The organism is Pseudomonas sp. S1_G07 (assembly GCF_054668565.1).
Genome location: NZ_CP162778.1, coordinates 2,672,062 through 2,692,468, shown reverse-complemented (window position 1 = coordinate 2,692,468; position 20,407 = coordinate 2,672,062). Strand labels below are relative to the sequence as shown.

At 60.6% G+C, this 20,407-nt stretch carries 19 protein-coding genes; 9 read left to right on the top strand and 10 right to left on the bottom strand.

Annotation, left to right across the window (positions count from 1 at the left end):
- Positions 1–127: 127 nt before the first annotated feature.
- Both rssC and rssB read right to left on the bottom strand, forming a co-directional pair.
- Positions 128–610 carry an anti-sigma factor antagonist RssC gene (rssC, locus tag AB4O05_RS12365; protein WP_460137268.1) on the bottom strand — a complete coding sequence of 161 codons (483 nt, stop codon included), beginning with the start codon at positions 608–610 and terminating at the stop codon, positions 128–130.
- Positions 610–1,791, bottom strand: a complete 1,182-nt coding sequence (gene rssB / locus AB4O05_RS12360; RefSeq protein ID WP_460137269.1) for a two-component system response regulator RssB — start codon at positions 1,789–1,791, stop codon at positions 610–612. The genes rssC and rssB overlap by 1 nt, the downstream gene beginning before the upstream one ends.
- Positions 1,792–2,068: 277 nt before the next feature.
- Here rssB and AB4O05_RS12355 point away from each other — a divergent pair, with 277 nt between their 5' ends.
- Positions 2,069–2,365, top strand: coding sequence for a PilZ domain-containing protein (locus AB4O05_RS12355; protein WP_460137270.1), 297 nt, complete (start codon positions 2,069–2,071; stop codon positions 2,363–2,365).
- 62 nt (positions 2,366–2,427) lie between these two features.
- Here AB4O05_RS12355 and AB4O05_RS12350 read toward each other — a convergent pair whose 3' ends face one another.
- The gene (locus AB4O05_RS12350) at positions 2,428–3,117 is read right to left on the bottom strand and encodes an MlaA family lipoprotein (protein WP_460137271.1); all 690 of its coding nucleotides are present in this window, start codon (positions 3,115–3,117) and stop codon (positions 2,428–2,430) included.
- 195 nt (positions 3,118–3,312) lie between these two features.
- Between AB4O05_RS12350 and AB4O05_RS12345 the strand changes: the two genes are divergently transcribed.
- A complete protein-coding gene (locus AB4O05_RS12345) occupies positions 3,313–3,921 on the top strand; it encodes an HAD family phosphatase (RefSeq protein WP_460137272.1) in 609 nt (202 codons plus the stop codon).
- Positions 3,922–4,031: 110 nt separating this feature from the next.
- On the top strand, positions 4,032–4,298 hold the full coding sequence (locus AB4O05_RS12340; RefSeq protein ID WP_460137273.1) for a DUF4404 family protein: 267 nt from the start codon (positions 4,032–4,034) through the stop codon (positions 4,296–4,298).
- Between the two features lie 76 nt (positions 4,299–4,374).
- Here AB4O05_RS12340 and queF read toward each other — a convergent pair whose 3' ends face one another.
- Positions 4,375–5,205 carry an NADPH-dependent 7-cyano-7-deazaguanine reductase QueF gene (gene queF, locus AB4O05_RS12335; RefSeq protein ID WP_460137275.1) on the bottom strand — a complete coding sequence of 277 codons (831 nt, stop codon included), beginning with the start codon at positions 5,203–5,205 and terminating at the stop codon, positions 4,375–4,377.
- A gap of 66 nt (positions 5,206–5,271) precedes the next feature.
- The gene (gene copI / locus AB4O05_RS12330) at positions 5,272–5,793 is read right to left on the bottom strand and encodes a copper-resistant cuproprotein CopI (protein ID WP_460137277.1); all 522 of its coding nucleotides are present in this window, start codon (positions 5,791–5,793) and stop codon (positions 5,272–5,274) included.
- Positions 5,794–5,949: 156 nt separating this feature from the next.
- Between copI and AB4O05_RS12325 the strand changes: the two genes are divergently transcribed.
- Together AB4O05_RS12325 and AB4O05_RS12320 are read left to right on the top strand one after the other, a co-directional pair.
- Positions 5,950–6,630: a heavy metal response regulator transcription factor gene (locus AB4O05_RS12325; protein ID WP_460137279.1), complete on the top strand. Its 681-nt coding sequence runs from the start codon at positions 5,950–5,952 to the stop codon at positions 6,628–6,630.
- On the top strand, positions 6,627–7,982 hold the full coding sequence (locus tag AB4O05_RS12320) for a heavy metal sensor histidine kinase (RefSeq protein WP_460137281.1): 1,356 nt from the start codon (positions 6,627–6,629) through the stop codon (positions 7,980–7,982). Before AB4O05_RS12325 ends, AB4O05_RS12320 begins: the two co-directional genes overlap by 4 nt.
- A gap of 103 nt (positions 7,983–8,085) precedes the next feature.
- On the opposite strand, the gene AB4O05_RS12315 is transcribed toward AB4O05_RS12320, so the two are convergent.
- The 3 genes from AB4O05_RS12315 to AB4O05_RS12305 are packed head-to-tail and all read right to left on the bottom strand — an operon-like array spanning position 8,086 to position 11,331.
- On the bottom strand, positions 8,086–9,330 hold the full coding sequence (locus AB4O05_RS12315) for a lipoprotein-releasing ABC transporter permease subunit (RefSeq protein WP_460137283.1): 1,245 nt from the start codon (positions 9,328–9,330) through the stop codon (positions 8,086–8,088).
- Between the two features lie 59 nt (positions 9,331–9,389).
- Positions 9,390–10,073 carry a lipoprotein-releasing ABC transporter ATP-binding protein LolD gene (lolD, locus tag AB4O05_RS12310; RefSeq protein WP_019818240.1) on the bottom strand — a complete coding sequence of 228 codons (684 nt, stop codon included), beginning with the start codon at positions 10,071–10,073 and terminating at the stop codon, positions 9,390–9,392.
- A 7-nt stretch (positions 10,074–10,080) separates the two neighbouring features.
- Positions 10,081–11,331 (bottom strand): lipoprotein-releasing ABC transporter permease subunit, encoded by a 1,251-nt coding sequence (locus AB4O05_RS12305; RefSeq protein ID WP_460137284.1) that lies wholly within the window; start codon positions 11,329–11,331, stop codon positions 10,081–10,083.
- 95 nt (positions 11,332–11,426) lie between these two features.
- Between AB4O05_RS12305 and AB4O05_RS12300 the strand changes: the two genes are divergently transcribed.
- Together AB4O05_RS12300 and AB4O05_RS12295 are read left to right on the top strand one after the other, a co-directional pair.
- Positions 11,427–12,011 carry a PilZ domain-containing protein gene (locus AB4O05_RS12300; protein ID WP_460137286.1) on the top strand — a complete coding sequence of 195 codons (585 nt, stop codon included), beginning with the start codon at positions 11,427–11,429 and terminating at the stop codon, positions 12,009–12,011.
- Positions 12,012–12,055: 44 nt separating this feature from the next.
- Complete coding sequence (locus AB4O05_RS12295; RefSeq protein WP_460137288.1) at positions 12,056–12,778, top strand: glycerophosphodiester phosphodiesterase; 723 nt, start codon at positions 12,056–12,058, stop codon at positions 12,776–12,778.
- A 42-nt stretch (positions 12,779–12,820) separates the two neighbouring features.
- Here AB4O05_RS12295 and sthA read toward each other — a convergent pair whose 3' ends face one another.
- On the bottom strand, positions 12,821–14,215 hold the full coding sequence (gene sthA, locus AB4O05_RS12290; RefSeq protein WP_032888814.1) for a Si-specific NAD(P)(+) transhydrogenase: 1,395 nt from the start codon (positions 14,213–14,215) through the stop codon (positions 12,821–12,823).
- Between the two features lie 214 nt (positions 14,216–14,429).
- Here sthA and AB4O05_RS12285 point away from each other — a divergent pair, with 214 nt between their 5' ends.
- Entirely contained in the window at positions 14,430–14,963 is a 534-nt protein-coding gene (locus AB4O05_RS12285) for a chalcone isomerase family protein (protein ID WP_460137291.1), read from the top strand.
- Positions 14,964–15,153: 190 nt separating this feature from the next.
- Here AB4O05_RS12285 and AB4O05_RS12280 read toward each other — a convergent pair whose 3' ends face one another.
- Positions 15,154–16,617: a glyceraldehyde-3-phosphate dehydrogenase gene (locus AB4O05_RS12280; protein ID WP_460137293.1), complete on the bottom strand. Its 1,464-nt coding sequence runs from the start codon at positions 16,615–16,617 to the stop codon at positions 15,154–15,156.
- Between the two features lie 340 nt (positions 16,618–16,957).
- On the opposite strand from AB4O05_RS12280, the gene mfd reads away from it, so the two are divergent.
- Complete coding sequence (gene mfd, locus AB4O05_RS12275; protein ID WP_460137295.1) at positions 16,958–20,407, top strand: transcription-repair coupling factor; 3,450 nt, start codon at positions 16,958–16,960, stop codon at positions 20,405–20,407.

Here is a 20,407-nt window from a genome sequence, read left to right as displayed (position 1 = left end):
GCGGTGGCAAAAAGGGCGGTCACCCTCACAGGTACCGCCCTTTTTGTCTTTCGCCTATCTGAAGCGTAACGCAGCTAACTGTGGGAGCAAGCCCGTTCACACATTTGGAATGCGTTTCAAGTCAGGATCAGTGGCGTTCGAGAGCGTTGACGAGGTCGTGGAAGGCTTCGCGGTTGGACTCGTTAAGGCCCATCAGGATCTTGTGCGCTTCCAGCACCTTGACCCGTACCACTTCCTCGGACTGATCCTGCGAGGGCAGGTCGGTCAGGCATTCCGGGCACGGTATCGGGCGATTAACAATGTTGAACACCTGATCGAAGCCCATGGACTGCAGCAAACGGGTGATGTCGTCATGGGTCGTCACGACCGTAGGCAACAGGCCGACCTTCTGCCGAGACAGAATGGACAGCTTGGCCAGCAGCCCCAGGGTGGTGCTGTCGATGCTGCGGGTTTCGGTCAGATCGATCACGATCGCCGAGAAATTCAGCGCAGTGAAGATCTTCTCAATCGTCGCATCCAGCGCCGAACACAAGGTCAGGCGCACTTCACCGACAAACTTCAGGACAAAGGTCCCGTTTTGCTCGGCGAATTGGATTCTTCCGGTACTCATCAAAGATTCCTGCTCAACACCAATAGGGCGATATCATCCGGCATCTCCCCTAGCGTGGCCAATCCAAAAACCTGCCGCAGGCCATCCAGGCTGCCGCCCGCCGCCTTGACCCGTTGGGGCAAGGCCGCTTCTTTCTCTTTGAGTGTAGGCTCTGAAAGAAGGTCCAGGATGCCGTCGGACATCAGCGTCAGGCTGAACGTCGGCGGCAACTCCAGGATGTGGTCTTCGTAGGTGGCTTCATTGAACAAGCCTACGGGCAGACCACGCCCTTCCAGGTAACGCACACTGTCGGGAGTGTATAAAACAGGCATCGGCAGGTGACCGCCAATACTGTAGGTCAAAAGACCGGTTTCTTCGTCAATCACGCCGCCGACCATCGTCACGTGCTTGCCCAGCTTGCAGCTGATCAGGCCCCGATTGATATGGCCCAGCACCTGGGACGGGGTGAACTCCGGCAAGGTACCGTTGCGCTTGGACTCGAACAACAGCCGCGTAGTCATGAACTTCAACAGCACGGTCACAAACGCGGAGGAAGCACCGTGGCCGGAAACGTCGGCCAGGTAGAACGCCACGCGGCGCTCGTCGACGCGGAAATAGTCGACAAAATCACCCGACAGGTACAACGATGGGATGATCTGGTGGGCAAACTTGAATTCGTCGATAGCCCACGGGCTGACCGGCAGCATGTTCATCTGCACCTGCCGACCGGCGTTCTGGTCTTCCTGAAGCAGGTTCAGGCTGGCTTCGAGTTCACGGTTGGCGGTTTCGAGCTTTTCGCGGTAGCGCTGGTTTTCCAGCAGCAGGCGTGCACGGTCCAGGGCACGGCGCACCGAATGCTCCAGCACCGCCAGGTCTTCCAAGGGCTTGATCAGGTAATCGGCGGCGCCCAGGCGCAAGGCTTCGACGGCATCGTTCATCACCCCGGCACCGGACACGACAATCACCGGCGTCTGCGGAGCAAGCTCGGTCACCTGCCGAATCAGCTCGAGGCCCCCCATCTGGGGCATGCGCAGATCGCAGATCACGAGGTCGGGCTTGTCGCGCTCGAATACCTGGAGACCCTGTTGACCATTGCTGGCCTGCAGGACGCTGAAGCCACTGTCTTCCAAATAGGCCGCAAGGCTTGCGCGCACTACTTCGTCGTCATCGATTATCAGCAGCGTGGCACTGGTTTTTTGCATGTGGGCAAACGGCGCCAGAATTAGGTTGGCGTAGGCGACTCGGCAAGGGCCGGGCTCACACTACTGGATTCGCTTTCTAGCCTCTCTGTCCTACAAAGCATAGGCGTTTTGCCCACGCACAACTGTAAAGCAGAGGTGCCCTTCTAAGGCGCAGACGGTACTCCCATCCGCCAGGTGTTTCAAGCTCATGCCGATGGTCGCCGGGCGTCTTTACATCGCAAATCACCGGGAGTTATAAGAACAGCGGCCACCACAACACAAAGTAAGGATGGAACCGATGAGCGAACATGAGCGCGACTACGCTGAAAAACGCGATTTCATCCGCATGCGCGTGGATGCCAATGTCTCGTTGATCCACGCTGGGCAAGAGATTACGGGGGTTTGCGTGGATCTCTCCAGCACGGGAATGCAAGTACAGACACCGCGCCAGTTCAGGGTGGGAGACCTGTTGACCGTACGCATCGATTCGGAGCACGCCACGCTTGATGGCCTGAAGGCGGACACTGAGGTGGTATGGGCCAAAGCCGAGGGCGAGGAACAGCGCCTGGGGCTCAAGATATTGAAAATGCACTGAATTCCGCACACAAAAAAGACGACCGCCAGGGATCGCCTTTTTTCATTTCAAAACGTCACAACTTAGAAGTCGTCGACAACCTTGCCATCCTTGACCTTGAACTCGCGGTTTTGCAGGTAGGCATTGCGAATGAAGGTGTACTTGTCGCCGGTGATCAGCTTCTCGCTGTCGAGCAGGCTGGCACGCGTGTCAACCACATTCAGGCCGAAGGTGCTGTTGCGCCAGCCGATATCGTTCATGTAGCGATACGGCTGGGTGTAGCTGTCTACGTATTTGGACGGCGCATCCCGCAGGGTGCTTGGCCCCAGCAGCGGGATCATCACGTACGGACCGCTGCCCACGCCCCAGTAACCCAGGGTCTGGCCAAAGTCTTCATCGCTGCGTTGCAGCCCCATTTTGGTGCCGACGTCGATAAAGCCCAGCACACCAAACGTGGTGTTGACCAGCAAACGGGCCGTGTCGACGCCTGCGTTATGAGGCTTGAGTTGCAGTACGTTGTTGGCCAGGTTGCCGACATCGCCGATATTGCGGAAGAAGTTATGGATACCGTCTTCGACAAACTGTGGCGTAATCCACTGATAACCCTGGGCCAACGGCTTGAGGGCATAGGTGTCAACGGTGTCGTTGAAGGTGAAGATCGGGCGGTTGATGCTTTCCCATGGATCGTCTTCCGTTGCAGCTTGTGCGGCGAACGGCGCCAGCATCACAGTGGCACACACCGACAGCTGAGCGAAGTAGTGGCTCCAGCGCATAGCTTTTGCTCCTTGAATGGTCTGTCATGGGCGCTACGCCCTGAATAAGGCCGTCAGTATATGATGGAAGTGTCCATTTAGGCAGCCAGTAGGAAACGTCATGCTATAAATGCACAAAATTCCTACAATTAACCTGCCTGTCATCTGCTTGTCATCCGACCCCGATAGCGTCACAGCTATTTCAGGGACGTCGATATGCCTCAAGCCGAGATAGCCATCGCCAGCGCCCCCGCGTTGACTGCCGTGTTGTTTGGCCTGAGTGGCTGCCTGGTGGATTTTGGTTCCCAAGCGCGTACCGATGTGCCGCCCCTCGTCTCCCAAGCCACGCCGGGCGCGCTGAACATCCTGCGCAGCCTCAGGGAGCAAGGCGTTCCCTGCGCCTGGCTGGATGAACTTCCCCCCTCGGTCACCACGCCACTGGCTGCCGCCCTGCCCGACTGGCTCAAAGCCGCCTCCCCCTCCTCCATCCGCTGGCCCGCGCCCCATGCATGCTGGCAAGCCTTGATGGAATTGAACATCGAACGCCTGGAAGGCTGCGTACTCGTCAGCGGCGAGCCGCGCCTGTTGCAATCGGGCCTGAACGCAGGGCTCTGGACGATCGGCCTGGCCTCCTGTGGTTCACTGTGCGGCCTGGCGCCCGAGCAGTGGCAGGCGCTGAGCGACAAGGAACGCGAGCACAAGCGCGGCAAGGCCACCGTGGCGCTGTATGGGCTGGGGGTGCACTCGGTGATCGATCACCTCGGTGAGCTCGGCAGCTGCCTGGCGGACATCCGCCTGCGTCAGCTCAAAGGCGAGAAGCCCTGATCGAGATCATGCACAGTTGACGGCGGTAGATTAATCTACAGATCAGTCCGTAGACCTTTCCCGGCGTGCCGTGGTCTATGCCAGTGCCTATCGATAAAAGGAAGAACGTCATGCCTGATCGCAAAAAACTGGAAGAACAGGTCGAGATCCTGCGCGGGCAGTTGGAACAGGAACCGCCGCTGTCGGCAGAAAAACGCGAAGCGCTGGAAGAGTTGATTGCCAGATTCGAAGTGCAGCTTGAATTGGAACCGGCCACCCAGACACCGAGCATCGCAGACGATGTGAAGCGGGCTGCTTTTAGGCTCGAATCCGAACATCCGCTCATCGCCGGGACGTTACGAGATATCGTGAATATCTTGGGCGGCATCGGGATCTAATCCGCCGCCAAGCCAAGACCAGAACCTGAATGTGGGAGTGAGGCGGCTCCCTCCCACATTTTAATTGGCGTGACGCTTACTGGCGCGCCAGACGCACGTTCTGGAACGCCACCTCCTCAGTACTGCGATACGGGTTGATATCCAGCCCACCCCGCCGCACATATCGCGCATACACCGTCAATTTTTCCGGTTTCAGCAGGCGCTGCAGGTCGAGGAAGACGCGCTCTACGCACTGCTCGTGGAAGTCCGAGTGCTGGCGAAAACTCACCAGATATTCCAGCAGGCTCGCGTGATCCAATGCCGAACCGCGATACTCCACCACCACACTGCCCCAGTCGGGCTGGCTGGTCACGGGGCAGTTGGATTTGAGCAGGTGGCTGTGCACGCTCTCCTCGACGATGCGCGCATCATCGCAGCGCAGCAACTCCGGGCGTGGGTGTTCGTAACTGCTGACGTTGATATCCAGGTCGTCAATACACACGCCCGGCAACGCCATCACACCTTCGGCCTCGACCTCGGCCAAGCTGCGGATACGCACGCTCACCGGTTTGCCCGCGGCAGCGCTGAGGTCGGTGCGCAGGGTGGCTTCCAGGCGTGCGGTATCGGAAAACGCAGTCTGGTTCAACGAATTGAGGTATAGCTTGAAAGACTTGGACTCGATGATATTCGGCGAATCGGCTGGAATGCTGAACTCACCGATCGCCACCACCGGCTTGCCCGACGGCAGCAACCAGGACAATTCAAAGCAGTTCCAGAAGTCCACCCCCTTGTAAGGCAGGGTTTCGGCGCTCAGGCCCAGCTCGGCCCACTTGGCGGCACGGGGAATCGGGAACAGCAACGAAGGGGTGTAAGTGGAGATGTATTCACTGGACTTGCCCAGCGGCGAATGTTCGGCTGCGGGATGCATGACGGAAACCTGACTGAATGAACCGCGCCAGTCTACCAGCCTTTGCACCCGCCCTTAAGAATGGACTCACTCAACAGTCAGTTTGCCGACCATACCCGCCTGGTAATGCCCGGGCAGGTTGCAGGCGAACTCCAGGCCCGTCGCCTTGCTGAAGGTCCACGTCAGTTCGGCTGTCTTGCCGGGCTCTACCAGTACGCTGTTGGGGTCATCGTGTTTCATCCCACCCATCGCTCCGTGGTCCATTGCACTATGATCCATCTTGCCCATGCCAGTGGCGGTAAGCATGCCGCTGGCCTGCATCTGCAGCATTTCCTTCTGGTGCGCGGCGTGCATTGCCGCGTTACCCAGGTTGAATTCGTGGAGCAACCGGCCTTTATTGACCAGCACAAAGCGCACGGTCTCACCGGCCTTTACCTCGATGGACTTGGGCGAAAAGGCAATATCCTGCAGCGTCACTTCCACGGTGCGCGTGGCTTTGTCAGCCGGGGCTGGCTGACCGAACGCGTAGGTAGAGGCCCCGTCGGCCATCGCATTGAAACTCAACGCCAACAGGCAACTCGCCAACAACAAGGGTGTACGCAATGCCATCGTTCTTCTCCAAAAATGTGTAACCCGCTTGGACAGCACTTTAAGATGGTGTCACTGCCAGCCAACTGACTGCCAGATTACAACTTTGTCAGGTTGCGCCCCTCGCCTGGCCCCCACGGTATAACGCCCGTTGTTACTCGCTGCCAAGAGCCGCCCATGAAACTGCTGATCGTCGAAGACCAACCGAAAACCGGCCACTACCTGCGCCAGGGCCTGGCCGAGGCAGGGTTTACCACCGAGCTGGTCGCCGACGGTATCACTGGCCAACACCTGGCATTGACCGGTGACTACGACCTGCTGATCCTCGATGTGATGCTGCCGGGCCGCGACGGCTGGCAAATCCTGCAAGCGGTGCGTAGCGCCGGACTGGATATTCCGGTGTTGTTCCTCACCGCCCGCGATGCGGTGGAAGACCGGGTGCATGGCCTGGAACTGGGCGCCGACGATTACCTGGTCAAGCCCTTCGCTTTTTCCGAACTGCTGGCGCGGGTGCGCAGCCTGTTGCGCCGTGGCAGCAGCACACCGCAGGAAACCACCCTGCAACTGGCGGACCTGCGCCTGGACCTGATCCGCCGCCGCGTCGAGCGCGACGGCCAGCGCATCGACCTGACCGCCAAGGAGTTCTGCCTGCTGGAACTGCTGCTGCGCCGCCAGGGCGAAGTGCTGCCCAAGTCACTCATCGCCTCCCAGGTATGGGACATGAACTTCGACAGCGACACCAACATCATCGAAGTGGCGATTCGCCGCCTGCGCCTGAAAATCGACGACAACTTCCCCAATAAACTGATCCACACCGTGCGCGGCATGGGTTATGTACTGGAGGAACGCTGCAATTGATCAAGCGCCTGTCCCTGGCCAGCCGTCTGGCACTGCTGTTCGCCGCCTGTACCGCAGTGGTGTCGTTGCTGGCCGGCGTGCTGTTCAACCAGGCCAGCGAGGCGCACTTTATCGAGCTGGACCAGCAACAGCTCGACAGCCAACTCGTGGCGCTGCGCAGCACCTTGCAAGGTGTCGATTCGGCGCAATCCTTTGCCCAGCGAGCAGCGCAACTGCGCGTCGAACTCAATCGCCAGCCCGACCTTGCGCTGCGCATCACCGCCGCTGGCCAGCGCTGGCTCGACGATGCGCCGAGCGTCACCCTGCCCACGGCACCTGGCCTGCACAGCCTGCGAAACGCCGGCACCGACTACCGGGTGTACAACGCGCCGCTGGTGGCGGGCCAACCCGACTCGCCGCAACTGAGCCTGATGCTCGACATCACCCACCACCAGCACTTCCTGCAACGCATGCAGCATTTGATCTGGCTCACCGTTGGCCTTTCGGCCCTGGCCACGGCGCTGCTCGGTGCCTGGGCCGCGCGCAGTGGGTTGCGGCCATTAAGGCGCATGAGCGACGTGGCGGCCGGCATCTGCGCGCATTCCCTGACCCAGCGCTTGCCCCAACAGCAGATGCCGGTGGAACTGGCCGAACTGGCCCAAGCCTTCAACGCCATGCTGGGCCGCCTGGACGACGCGTTCCAGCGCCTGTCGGCGTTCTCCGCCGATATCGCCCATGAACTGCGCACGCCGCTGTCGAACCTACTGACCCAGACCCAGGTCATCCTCACCCAGCCGCGCTCGCTGGAGGATTACCGCGAGGCGCTGCACAGCAACCTGGAAGAGTTGCAATGGATGGCGCAACTAGTCAACGACATGTTGTACCTGGCCAAGGCCGACCACGGCTTGCTGACACCCAAGCGCGAACCCTTGGCGTTGGCAGACGAAGTGGAGGCGGTGCTGGAGTTTTTCGCATTGCTGGCCGAAGACGCACAGGTCAGCCTGTTGCGCGAAGGCACCGCCTGCACCGAGGGTGATCGTGGCATGTTGCGCCGAGCATTTTCGAACCTGCTGGATAACGCACTGCGCTTTACCCCGCCGGGCGGCGAAGTGCGTGTACACATGAAGCAAGACGCACGAGGCGCGGTGCTGACCGTGGAGAACACGGGCGACGGCATTCCGCCAGCGTTGTTACCGAGGTTGTTCGACCGGTTCTACCGGGCAGACCCGGCACGGCATGAAGGCAGCAGCGAGCACGCGGGGCTGGGGTTGGCGATTACCCAGTCGATTGTGCGGGCGCACGGGGGGAGGATTTTTTGTGAGTCTGGGGCGGGTTGGACAAGGTTTGTGATTGAGTTGCCAAAGATAGACTGATGCCAGCTGTTGCTGCCTTTATCGCCCAAGCCAGCACCCATTTCGAGCGGTGAATACATTCAAAATGTGGGAGCTGGCTTGCCTGCGATAGCGGTCTCAACGACTACGAATATCTCAGCGCATGCGCCGGCTCAATCTTCGCCGCCCGATACGCCGGGTAAATCGTTGCCAGAAAGCTCAGCACAAACCCCGCCGTGCAAATCAGCAACACATCGCCACCTTGCAGCTCCGAAGGCAGGTTGCTGACGAAGTACACATCCGAACTGAAGATATGCTGCCCGGTCACCCGCTCAAGCCAGCCCACCAGTTCACTCACGTTCAGCGCGGCAATCACGCCCAACACGCCGCCGATCAAGGTACCGACAACCCCGATCACCGTGCCCTGCACCATGAAGATCGCCATGATCTGCCGTGGCGTGGCGCCGATGGTGCGCAGGATCGCGATGTCCGCACCCTTGTCGTTCACCACCATGATCAGCGTGGCGATGATGTTGAACGCAGCCACGGCGACAATCATCAGCAGCAACAGACCGATCATGGTCTTTTCCATCTTCATCGCACTGAACAGGCTGCCCTGGGTGTGGGTCCAGTCATCGGGCTTGTAACCCGCGCCCAGGCTGGCGGCAATGTCCGTCGAGACCTTGGGCGCTGCGTACAAGTCCTTCACCGCCAGGCGCACGCTTTGCACCTGGTTCGGCTGCCAATGCTGTATTTCTGCGGCGTCGGCCATGTGGATCAACGCCATGGAGCCATCCAGCTCGGCGCCGACCTTGAAGATCCCGACCACATTCAAACGCTGTATACGCGGGGTGATGCCACCCGGTGCGCTGCTGATTTCCGGCACGATCAGGGTCAGCTTGTCGCCCACGTTCAGGCGAAAACGCCGAGCCGTGATGTCGCCAACCACCACGCCGAACTCTCCGGGTTTCAAGTCATCCAGTTTGCCCCGCACGATGTGCTGGGCCACGATCGACACCTTGCCTTCCTGGGCCGGATCGATGCCACTGATCTCGATGGGCTGCATCGCGCCCTTATAGGAGAACATACCGTCCATTTGTGTGAACGGGACGGCGGCAGTCACTTGCGGATTCTTCATCGCGGCGGCGGCCACCGGCCGCCAATCATCGATCGGGTTGACGCCCACGATGGTGGCGTGGGGCACCATGCCGAGGATGCGCGAGCTCATTTCGCGCTGGAAGCCGTTCATCACCGACAGCACCACGATCATCGCCAGCACGCCCAGGGCGAGGCCGATCATCGAGGTCATCGAGATAAACGAGACAAAACGGTTGCGGCGCTTGGCGCGGGTATAGCGCGTGCCGATAAAAATCGATAACGGTCTGAACATTCGCGGACACCGTTGAAAAATTGAAAAAGCCCGACGCCTGGCGCCGGGCTTGAAACGGGTCAGATGGCGACCAGATGACCTTCCTGCAAGTGCAACACGCGGTCCATCTGCCGGGCCATGCTCATGTCATGGGTCACTACCAGGAACGCGGTGCGCATCTGGGTGCTCAGTTCCAGCATCAAGTCCTTGATACCCTGGGCGGTGTGGGAATCGAGGTTGCCGGTGGGCTCGTCGAGCATCACCAGCCCTGGGTTGTTCACCAGGGCACGGGCAATCGCCACACGCTGACGCTCGCCACCGGACAATTCCGCCGGTTTGTGCTCCAGGCGATGGCCGAGGCCCACACGCTCCAGCAGCGCCGTAGCGCGTTGACGCGCCTCCGGGATCGCGGTCTTGCCGATCAGCAGCGGCATACACACGTTTTCCAGGGCGGTGAATTCCGGCAGCAGATGGTGGAACTGGTACACAAAGCCCAGCGACCGGTTACGCAGCTGGCCACGGGCCTTTTCATTCAGGGCTGACAGCTCTTCGCCGGCCAGCCACACACTGCCTTGTGACGGCGTATCGAGGCCGCCCAGCAGGTTGAGCAAAGTGCTTTTGCCGGAACCGGAACTGCCGACGATCGCCACGCGCTCGCCCGGATGCAGTTCAAGCTGCAGGTTGGACAGCACCACCACCGATTCCGGGCCTTCCTCGTAGGATTTGCCCAGGTTGCGGCAGCTCAGGATTGCTTTTTCACTCATGCCCGATTCACTCATAACGTAAGGCCTGTGCTGGCTGGGTACGCGCCGCGCGCCAGGCTGGATACAGGGTGGCAAGGAAACTCAAGACCAACGCGGCACCGCCCACCATCAACACGTCCTGGGCCTGAACCTGGGACGGCAAGTAGTCGATGAAGTAGACGTCGGCGTTGAGGAACTTGTGGCCGATCACTTTTTCAAGCAAGGCAATGGCGGCGCTGACGTTCAGCGCGGCCAGAATCCCCACCGCGGTGCCGATCAGGGTGCCGACCACACCGATCACGGTGCCCTGCACCATGAAGATCGCCATGATCTGCCCCGGGGTGGCACCCAGGGTACGCAGGATAGCGATGTCGCCTTTCTTGTCATTCACCACCATCACCAGGGTGGAGATGATGTTGAACGCGGCGACAGCGACGATCAGCAGCAGCAGCAGGCCGATCATGGCTTTTTCCATGCGAATGGCCTGGTACAGGTTGCCGTGGGTGCGGGTCCAGTCGCGGGCGTAATACTGGCTTTCGCCCAGGTGCTGAGCGATTTCCCAGGCGCCGCGCGGCGCATCGAACAGGTCGTTGAACTTCAGGCGCAGGCCCTGCACCTGGTCCGGCTGCCAGCGATGCAGGCGCGCCAGGTCGGTGAGGTTGGTCAGGCCGAGGTAGCCGTCGATCTCGCCGGCGCCGACATGGAAGGTACCGACCACGGTAAAGCGCTTCATGCGCGGGAACATACCGGCCGGGGTCACGGTGACTTCCGGCGCGACGAAGGTCAGCTTGTCGCCGAGGCCCACGCCGAGCTTGGCCGCGGCCTTGTCACCGATCACGATGCCAAAGCTGCCGGGCGACAGGTCGTCCAGTTTGCCCTGCAACATGAACGTGTCGATGATCGAGACCTTGCGCTCCTGGGCCGGGTCGATGGCATTGAGCAAGATCTTCTGCACCTTGCCATCATGGGTCAGCAGCCCCTGCATCTGGGTAAACGGCGCAACGGCCAGCACCTCGGGGTTCTGCTTGACCTTGGCGGCCAGGCTTTGCCAGTCGCTGATCGGTTCACCCGACTCGATGGTCGCGTGGGGCACCATGCCCAGCACACGGGTACGCATCTCATGATCGAAGCCGTTCATCACCGACAGCACCACGATCATCACGACCACGCCGAGGGCGAGACCGATCATCGAGGTCAAGGAAATGAACGACACAAAATGATTGCGACGCTTCGCACGGGTATAACGCGTGCCAATAAATACGAAGAGAGGTCTGAACATGTCGGGGCTTGTTCGGAGGAAAAGAAGACGTCCCTGGTGGCGGGGTCTGGTAAGCAGCTTTACACTCAGACCATTACCGCCAGCTGGGGTTCGCCATGTCGACATTAGATGAAGAAGAACGCCGCGAATACTACCGTATCAACGACATGATCGCACTCCAAATCAAAAGCCTGTCTGCCTCCGAGGCGACGAGCAAGGAAGTGTTGCTGGATGATTCGCCACTGTTCAACCTGCTGAGTGAACTGCACCTCAGCGAATTCGAAGCCCAGCACCTGCTGCGCCAGCTCAGCGAGAAAGATCGCACCCTCGCGGCCTTCCTGCGCGTGCAGAACAAACGCGTGGATTTGCTCAGCCAGATCATGGCCCGCGGCCTGCTCGACGAAGTCGGCGCTCCGCAGCCGGTGATCATTTCCGAAGGCGGTATCGACTTCCAACACCCAGTCCCATTGGCCACCGACACCCACCTGGCCGTCAAGCTGGTACTGATGCCCCAGGCGCTTGGCCTGTTGCTGCGCGCCCGCGTCACCCATTGCGATCCCAAGGGCGACGGTTTTGACGTGGGTACTGAATTCGAAACCATGACCGATGCCCAACGCCAGCTGCTGGCGCGCTACATCCTGCAGAAACAAGCCCAGGAACGACGCCTGGCGCGGGAACAGAGCGATACCCAAGACACCTGATTTCGTATTGACCTGGCCAGAAGACCTGGCATTAAGGAGCAACTGTGACCCTGATTTACGGCCACCGCGGTGCCAAAGGCGAAGCACCGGAAAACACCCTGACCAGCTTCCAGGAGTGCCTCAAGCACGGTGTACGCCGTTGCGAACTGGATTTGCACCTGTCCATGGACGGCGAGCTGATGGTCATCCACGACCCCACCCTCAAGCGCACCACCGACCGGCGCGGCAAAGTCGTCGAGTATTCGGCGGCGGACCTGATGAAAATGGACGCGCGCAAAGGCGGCCCAGGCTGGGTCAAGCCGTGCCCGATTCCCCGCCTGGAAGACCTGTTTGAACACTGCGACTTCGACCACTGGCAACTCGAAGTCAAAAGCGCCTCGCGCACCCGCGCGGCGACCACCGTGCTGGCCATTCGTGAGATGGCGGTACGTTTCGGCCTGATGGACAAGGTCACCGTGACCTCGAGCTCGCGGGAAGTGTTGAAAGCGGCGGTTGAACTCACCCCGGACCTGTCACGCGGACTGGTTGCCGAATACGCCTGGCTTGACCCGCTGAAGGTCGCGCAAAACTACGGCTGTGAAATTCTGGCGCTGAATTGGACATTGTGCACCCCTGAACGCCTGGAAAAAGCCCAGCGCCAGGGCTTGCACGTGTCCGTGTGGACGGTCAACGAACCTGCGCTGATGCGCAGGCTCGCCGACTTCGGCGTAGATAGCCTGATTACAGACTTTCCCGGTTTGGCCACTGCCACCCTCGAGAATTACTGAAATCGGTCTCCCCGGCCGGCTCAGGCCACCGGCCGGAGCCGCTCAAAAAAGCCGGTTGAGGCCGTCGTAGGCTGCTACCCGATAGGCTTCGGCCATGGTCGGGTAGTTGAACGTGGTGTTCACAAAATACTTGAGGGTATTTTGCTCACCCGGCTGGTTCATGATCGCCTGGCCAATGTGCACGATCTCCGAGGCCTGGTAACCGAAGCAATGCACACCGAGCACTTCCAGGGTTTCGCGGTGGAACAGGATCTTCAGCATGCCTTGCGGCTCACCGGCGATCTGCGCACGCGCCATACTCTTGAAGAACGCCTTGCCCACTTCATAAGGCACCTTGGCCTTGGTCAGTTCGTGTTCGTTCTTGCCGATCGAGCTGATCTCGGGAATCGTGTAGATCCCGGTCGGCACGTCGTTCACATAACGCCAGCTGCCGTTGTCGACAATGCTGCCGGCGGCCGAACGGCCCTGGTCATGCGCGGCACTGGCCAGGCTTGGCCAGCCGATCACGTCACCGGCACCGTAGATGTTGGTCACGCAGGTACGGTAGTTCTCATCGACTTCGATCTGGCCACGGTTGTTGACCTTGACCCCGATGTTTTCCATGCCCAACTTGTCGGTGTTGCCGGTACGGCCGTTGCACCACAGCAAGGCGTCGGCCTTGATCTTCTTGCCGGACTTGAGGTGCAGGATCACCCCATTGTCCAGGCCTTCGACCCGCTCGTATTCTTCGTTATGGCGCACGGTGATGTTGTTGTTGCTGAAGTGGTAGCTCAACGCCTGGGAAATTTCCGAATCGAGGAAGCTCAGCAATTGGTCGCGGTTGTCCACCAGTTCCACCAGTACACCCAGGCCGCTGAAGATCGAGGCGTATTCACAGCCAATCACGCCGGCGCCATAGATGATCAGTTTGCGCGGGGTGTGGCCCAGGCTCAGGATGGTGTCGCTATCGTAGATACGCGGGTGGTGGAAATCGATATCCGCCGGGCGATACGGGCGCGAACCGGTGGCGATGATGATGTGCTTGGCCACCAGTTTCTCGACCACGCCATTGGCGCACACCACTTCGACAGTTTGCTCGTCGGCGAAGCTGCCGGTGCCGAAAAACAGGTCGACACGGTTGCGGGCGTAGTAACCGGTACGCGAGGCGACTTGCTTGGAGATAACTTTTTCTGCGCTTTTCAACACGTCCGGGAACGAGAACCAGCGCGGCTCGCCAATGGCCCGGAACATCGGGTTGGTGTTGAACTGCATGATCTGGCGCACCGAGTGACGCAGGGCCTTGGACGGGATGGTACCCAGGTGGGTGCAGTTACCGCCGACCTGGCGACGGCTATCGACCATCGCCACCTTGCGCCCTGCCTTCGCGGCGTTCATCGCCGCACCTTCTCCAGCCGGGCCGGAACCCAGTACCACCACGTCGTAGTTGTAGACAGCCATGCGTACTCCTCAGAACAGGCCAGGCGTACGGTAGGACGCCTGGCTAAATCATGCCGCGGCCAGCGGTCATGAAGGACAATTTGGCTCAAGTGTGTGAACCGGGGCACAGTCTATATAAGGCTCAACGCCGCGCACATTAACCCTTGGTCGCGTCGTAGGCCAGTATTGCCATACTACATGACGCAAATCAGCGTCGATTTCAGGATGAGCCATTATGCGACAACTATTTTTTTGTTTGATGCTGATGGTGTCGATCACAGCGCACGCCAATGAAGCGGAGCGACTCAAGCAAGCGGGCTTCCCGGCACAGGTTGAGGGACTGACGCTGAAAAACCAGGCGGTGCTCAACTATCTCTGGGCGGATGTGTATGCGGCGGCGCTGTATGCCCAAGCGGGGCTGAATGCAAGGCACGCCTGGGACCAGCAGACGGCGCTGCGTCTGACGCTGTATTACTTTCGCGACATCGACCGTAGTGACGTGATCAAGGCCGCCACGACCACCCTGGAGCGCCAACAAGCCAATGCTCGATTAAAGCCGGAACTGGATAAGTTGCATGCCAGCTTTCGCAACATCCGCAGCGGTGATCGTTATGCCCTGGATTTTCATCCGGGTCGTGGTTTGAAGCTGGAGATCAATGGGCAGGTGGTGTTCAGCAGTCGAGATGACGAACTGGCACGGGCCTACCTGGGTATCTGGCTGGCGCCCAAGGGGTTGTCGGACAGTTTGCGCGGCCGGTTGCTCAATTGAGGATTTGCGCTGGATGAACGATCGCCTTCGCGAGCAAGCCCGCTCCCACGATTGACCGAGTACATCCTGACGGAATGCGGCCAACTGTGGGAGCGGGCTTGCTCGCGAAGAGGCCCTCCCAGACAACACCATGCCACCAGGCATAAAAAAGCCCCGAACCAGTCGGGGCCTTTTCATTCAGCACTCAGGCTTAGCGCGGGAACGCCGGCGGGTTGACCCCAGCCATGTCTTCCATCACGCGAACCACCTGGCAGCTGTAGCCGAACTCGTTGTCGTACCACACGTACAGCACAACGCGGTTGTCCTGGCTGATGGTTGCTTCCGCATCCACCACGCCGGCGTGGCGCGAGCCAACGAAGTCGGTGGACACCACTTCCTGGGAATTGACGAAGTCGATTTGCTTATGCAGATCGGAGTGCAGCGCCATGTAGCGCAGGTACTCGTTCATCTCTTCACGGGTGGCCGCTTTCTCGAGGTTCAGGTTGAGAATGGCCATCGATACGTTAGGCGTCGGCACGCGGATCGCGTTACCGGTCAGCTTGCCGGCCAGTTCAGGCAGAGCCTTGGCAGCCGCGGTGGCGGCACCGGTCTCGGTGATCACCATGTTCAACGCGGCGCTACGGCCACGGCGATCGCCCTTGTGGAAGTTGTCGATCAGGTTCTGGTCGTTGGTGTACGAGTGAACGGTTTCAACGTGGCCGTTAACGATGCCGAACTTGTCGTTCACTGCCTTGAGCACCGGCACGATGGCGTTGGTGGTGCAGGAGGCGGCGGACACGATCTTGTCGTCAGCGGTGATTTCGCCGTGGTTGATGCCGTGCACGATGTTCTTCAGCTTGCCCTTGCCAGGCGCGGTCAGCACAACGCGGTCGATACCCGGGCAGGTCAGGTGCTGGCCCAGGCCTTCGGCATCACGCCATACGCCGGTGTTATCCACCAGCAGGGCGTCCTTGATGCCGTACTGGGTGTAATCCACCTCAGTCGGGTTGTTCGCGTAGATCACCTGGATCAGGTTACCGTTGGCGGTGATGGTGTTGTTTTCTTCATCGATGGTGATGGTGCCGTTGAACGAACCATGCACCGAGTCGCGGCGCAAGAGGCTCGCGCGCTTGGTCAGATCGTTGTCGGCGCCTTTGCGCACCACGATGGCACGCAGGCGCAGGCCGTCGCCGCCACCGGTTTTCTCGATCAGGATGCGCGCCAGCAGGCGGCCGATACGACCGAAGCCGTACAGCACCACGTCGGTGCCTTTGCGGGCAGCGGCGCTCTGCTGGCCAACCACGTCGGCCATTTCTTCACGCACGAACTGCTCGGCGGTGCGGCCGTTGCCTTCCTTGCGGAATTTGTAGGCCAGCTTGCCCAGGTCTACCGACGCCGCGCCGAGCTTGAGCTCGCTCATGGCCTTGAGCAGTGGGAATGTTTCGTGGACGGAGAGTTCGCTGTCGTCGGCGGAGCGATGGCGAGCAAAGCGATGCGCCTTGAGAATCGCGATGACTGACTGGTTGATCAGGCTGCGGCCATAGATCGAGCTCACCACATTGTTATTGCGGTACAGCTGACCGATAAGCGGGATCATCGCTTCTGCGAGTGCTTCACGGTCGATCCATTCACCAAGACACTGGTCGGGCTTCTGAGTCACGGGAACCTTCCACATGTAGGGGCTGAAAAAAGGGGCTACATTATGTCGTCCGACCGCCCGTTGAGCAATGCGCCAATCACAACAAAAAGCCCTTGCAAAAAAATACCACCCCGCTACAGGCCAGGAAACACGCGGGTTTCAGAAGGCCACCAATGGCGCCGTGCTGCCAACTTGTCCGTAACCCTCCGAAACATCCGTGCAAAACGGCACTACATAATGAGTCAAAAGGCTGCTTTGTTTGTCTTAGCCACTACATTTCCTACAAACCGTATTAGGCACAGTCAGCAACTGACAGGCGGCACCTTGCCCCGTTACAATTACCGACTTTGTCGCAACGCTTGGAGCTCAACCTTCCGTGCCCGTTCTGCGTCTACCGCTACTCCCTGCCGCGGCAGGTAAACAGCACTGGGGCAACCTGCCCGGTGCCGCCCTGAGCCTGGCCATTGCCGAGGCTGCCAGCGCAGCCAAGCGCTTTACCCTGCTGCTCACCGCCGACAGCCAAAGCGCCGAACGGCTGGAGCAGGAGCTGAGCTTCTTCGCCCCCGATTTGCCGGTGCTGCATTTTCCCGACTGGGAAACCCTGCCCTACGACCTGTTCTCGCCGCACCAGGACATCATTTCCCAGCGCATCGCCAGCCTGTACCGCCTGCCGGAACTGGCCCACGGCGTACTGGTGGTGCCGATTACCACGGCCTTGCACCGCCTGGCGCCGACCAAGTTCCTGCTGGGCAGCAGCCTGGTGCTGGATATCGGCCAGAAACTCGACGTGGAACAGATGCGCACCCGCCTGGAAGCCAGCGGCTACCGCTGCGTCGACACAGTGTACGAGCACGGTGAATTCGCGGTGCGCGGTGCACTGATCGACCTGTTCCCGATGGGCAGCAAGCTGCCGTATCGCATCGACCTGTTCGATGACGAAATCGAGACCCTGCGCACTTTCGACCCGGAAAACCAGCGCTCCATTGATAAAGTCGACTCGGTCAAGCTGCTGCCGGCGCGGGAATTCCCGCTGCAGAAAGATGCGGTCACGCGCTTCAAGGCGCGTTTCCGGGAACGCTTCGACGTGGACTTCCGCCGCTGCCCGATCTTCCAGGACCTGAGCAGCGGGATTACCCCGGCCGGTATCGAGTACTACCTGCCACTGTTCTTCGACGAAACCTCCACCCTGTTCGATTACCTGCCCCAGGACACTCAGGTGTTCTCACTGCCTGGCATCGAGCAGGCGGCGGAAAATTTCTGGAACGACGTGCGTAATCGCTACGAAGAACGCCGCGTCGACCCGTCCCGTCCTTTATTACCGCCCGCCGAGCTGTTCCTGCCGGTTGAAGACTGCTTCGCGCGCCTGAAAAACTGGCCGCGCGTGGTCGCCAGCCAGCAGGATGTGGATGCCGGCAGCGGCCGCGAGCGCTTCCCTGCGGGGACGCTGCCGGATCTGGCGATCCAGGCCAAAGCCACGCAGCCGCTGGAAGCGCTGTCCAACTTCCTCGGCGACTTCCCCGGCCGTGTGCTGTTCACCGCCGAATCCGCCGGGCGCCGCGAAGTGCTGTTGGAACTGCTCGAACGCCTGAAGCTGCGCCCGAAAACCGTCGACAGTTGGCCGGACTTCGTCGCCAGCAAAGAGCGCCTGGCGATCACCATTGCGCCGCTGGATGAAGGCTTGCTGCTGGATGATCCGGCCCTGGCCCTGATCGCCGAAAGCCCTCTGTTCGGGCAGCGCGTGATGCAGCGCCGTCGCCGTGAAAAACGCGCCGACGCCAACAACGATGCGGTGATCAAGAACCTTACCGAGCTGCGCGAAGGTGCGCCGGTGGTGCATATCGACCACGGCGTGGGCCGCTACCTGGGCCTGCAGACCCTGGAAATCGACAACCAGGCCGCCGAATTCCTCACCATGGAATACGCCGAGGGCGCCAAGCTCTATGTGCCGGTAGCCAACCTGCACCTGATCGCGCGCTACACCGGCAGCGACGACGCCCTGGCGCCGTTGCACCGCCTGGGTTCCGAGACCTGGCAGAAAGCCAAGCGCAAGGCCGCCGAACAGGTGCGCGATGTCGCCGCCGAGCTGCTCGACATCTATGCCCGCCGCGCCGCCCGCGAAGGTTACGCGTTCGCCGACCCGAAAGCCGATTACGCCACCTTCAGCGCCGGCTTCGCCTTCGAAGAAACCCCGGACCAGCAAACCACCATCGAAGCCGTGCGCGCCGACATGCTCGCGCCCAAGCCGATGGACCGCCTGGTGTGCGGCGACGTGGGTTTCGGCAAGACCGAAGTGGCCATGCGCGCAGCGTTCATCGCGGTACATGGCGGCAAGCAAGTGGCGATCCTGGTGCCCACCACCCTGCTCGCCCAGCAGCACTACAACAGCTTCCGCGACCGTTTTGCCGACTGGCCGGTGACCGTCGAAGTCATGAGCCGCTTCAAGTCCGCCAAGGAAGTCAACGCCGCCGTCGCCGAGCTGGCCGAAGGCAAGATCGACATTGTGATCGGCACCCACAAGCTGCTGTCGGACGACGTGAAGATCAAGAACCTGGGCCTGGTGATCATCGACGAAGAACACCGCTTTGGCGTGCGCCAAAAGGAACAGCTCAAGGCCCTGCGCAGCGAAGTCGACATTCTCACCCTCACCGCCACACCGATTCCGCGCACGCTGAACATGGCGGTGTCGGGCATGCGCGACCTGTCGATCATCGCCACGCCGCCGGCGCGGCGCTTGTCGGTGCGCACCTTCGTGATGGAGCAGAACAAAAGCACGGTCAAGGAAGCGCTGCTGCGCGAACTGCTGCGCGGCGGGCAGGTGTACTACCTGCACAACGACGTGAAAACCATCGAAAAATGCGCCGCCGACCTCGCCGAACTGGTGCCGGAAGCGCGTATTGCCATCGGCCACGGGCAGATGCGCGAGCGCGACCTCGAACAGGTGATGAGCGACTTCTACCACAAGCGCTTCAACGTGCTGATCGCCTCGACGATCATCGAAACCGGCATCGATGTGCCGAGCGCCAACACCATTATCATCGAGCGCGCGGACAAATTCGGCCTGGCCCAACTGCACCAACTGCGCGGTCGCGTCGGGCGCAGTCACCACCAAGCGTATGCGTACCTGCTGACGCCGCCACGCCAGCAGATCACCGGCGATGCCGAGAAGCGCCTGGAAGCCATTGCCAACACCCAGGACCTGGGCGCCGGTTTTGTGCTGGCCACCAACGACCTGGAAATCCGCGGCGCCGGCGAACTGCTGGGCGACGGCCAGAGCGGGCAGATCCAGGCCGTAGGCTTCACCCTGTACATGGAAATGCTCGAACGCGCGGTCAAAGCCATCCGCAAGGGCGAGCAACCGAACCTTGATCAACCCCTGGGCGGCGGCCCGGAAATCAACCTGCGCCTGCCGGCGTTGATTCCCGAAGACTACCTGCCGGATGTGCACGCGCGGCTGATCCTGTACAAGCGCATCGCCTCGGCCACCGACGAAGAAGGCCTCAAGGACCTGCAGGTGGAAATGATCGACCGCTTCGGCCTGCTGCCGGAACCCACCAAGAACCTGGTGCGCCTGACCCTGCTCAAATTGCAGGCCGAGCAACTGGGGATCAAGAAGGTCGACGCCGGACCGCAGGGCGGGCGCATCGAGTTTGAAGCGCAGACGCCGGTGGACCCGTTGGTGCTGATCAAGCTGATCCAGGGCCAACCCAACCGCTACAAGTTCGAAGGGGCTACGCTGTTCAAGTTCATGGTGCCGATGGAGCGCGCCGAAGAACGCTTCAACACCCTGGAGGCGCTGTTCGAGCGCCTCATTCCGAAATCTGTTTGA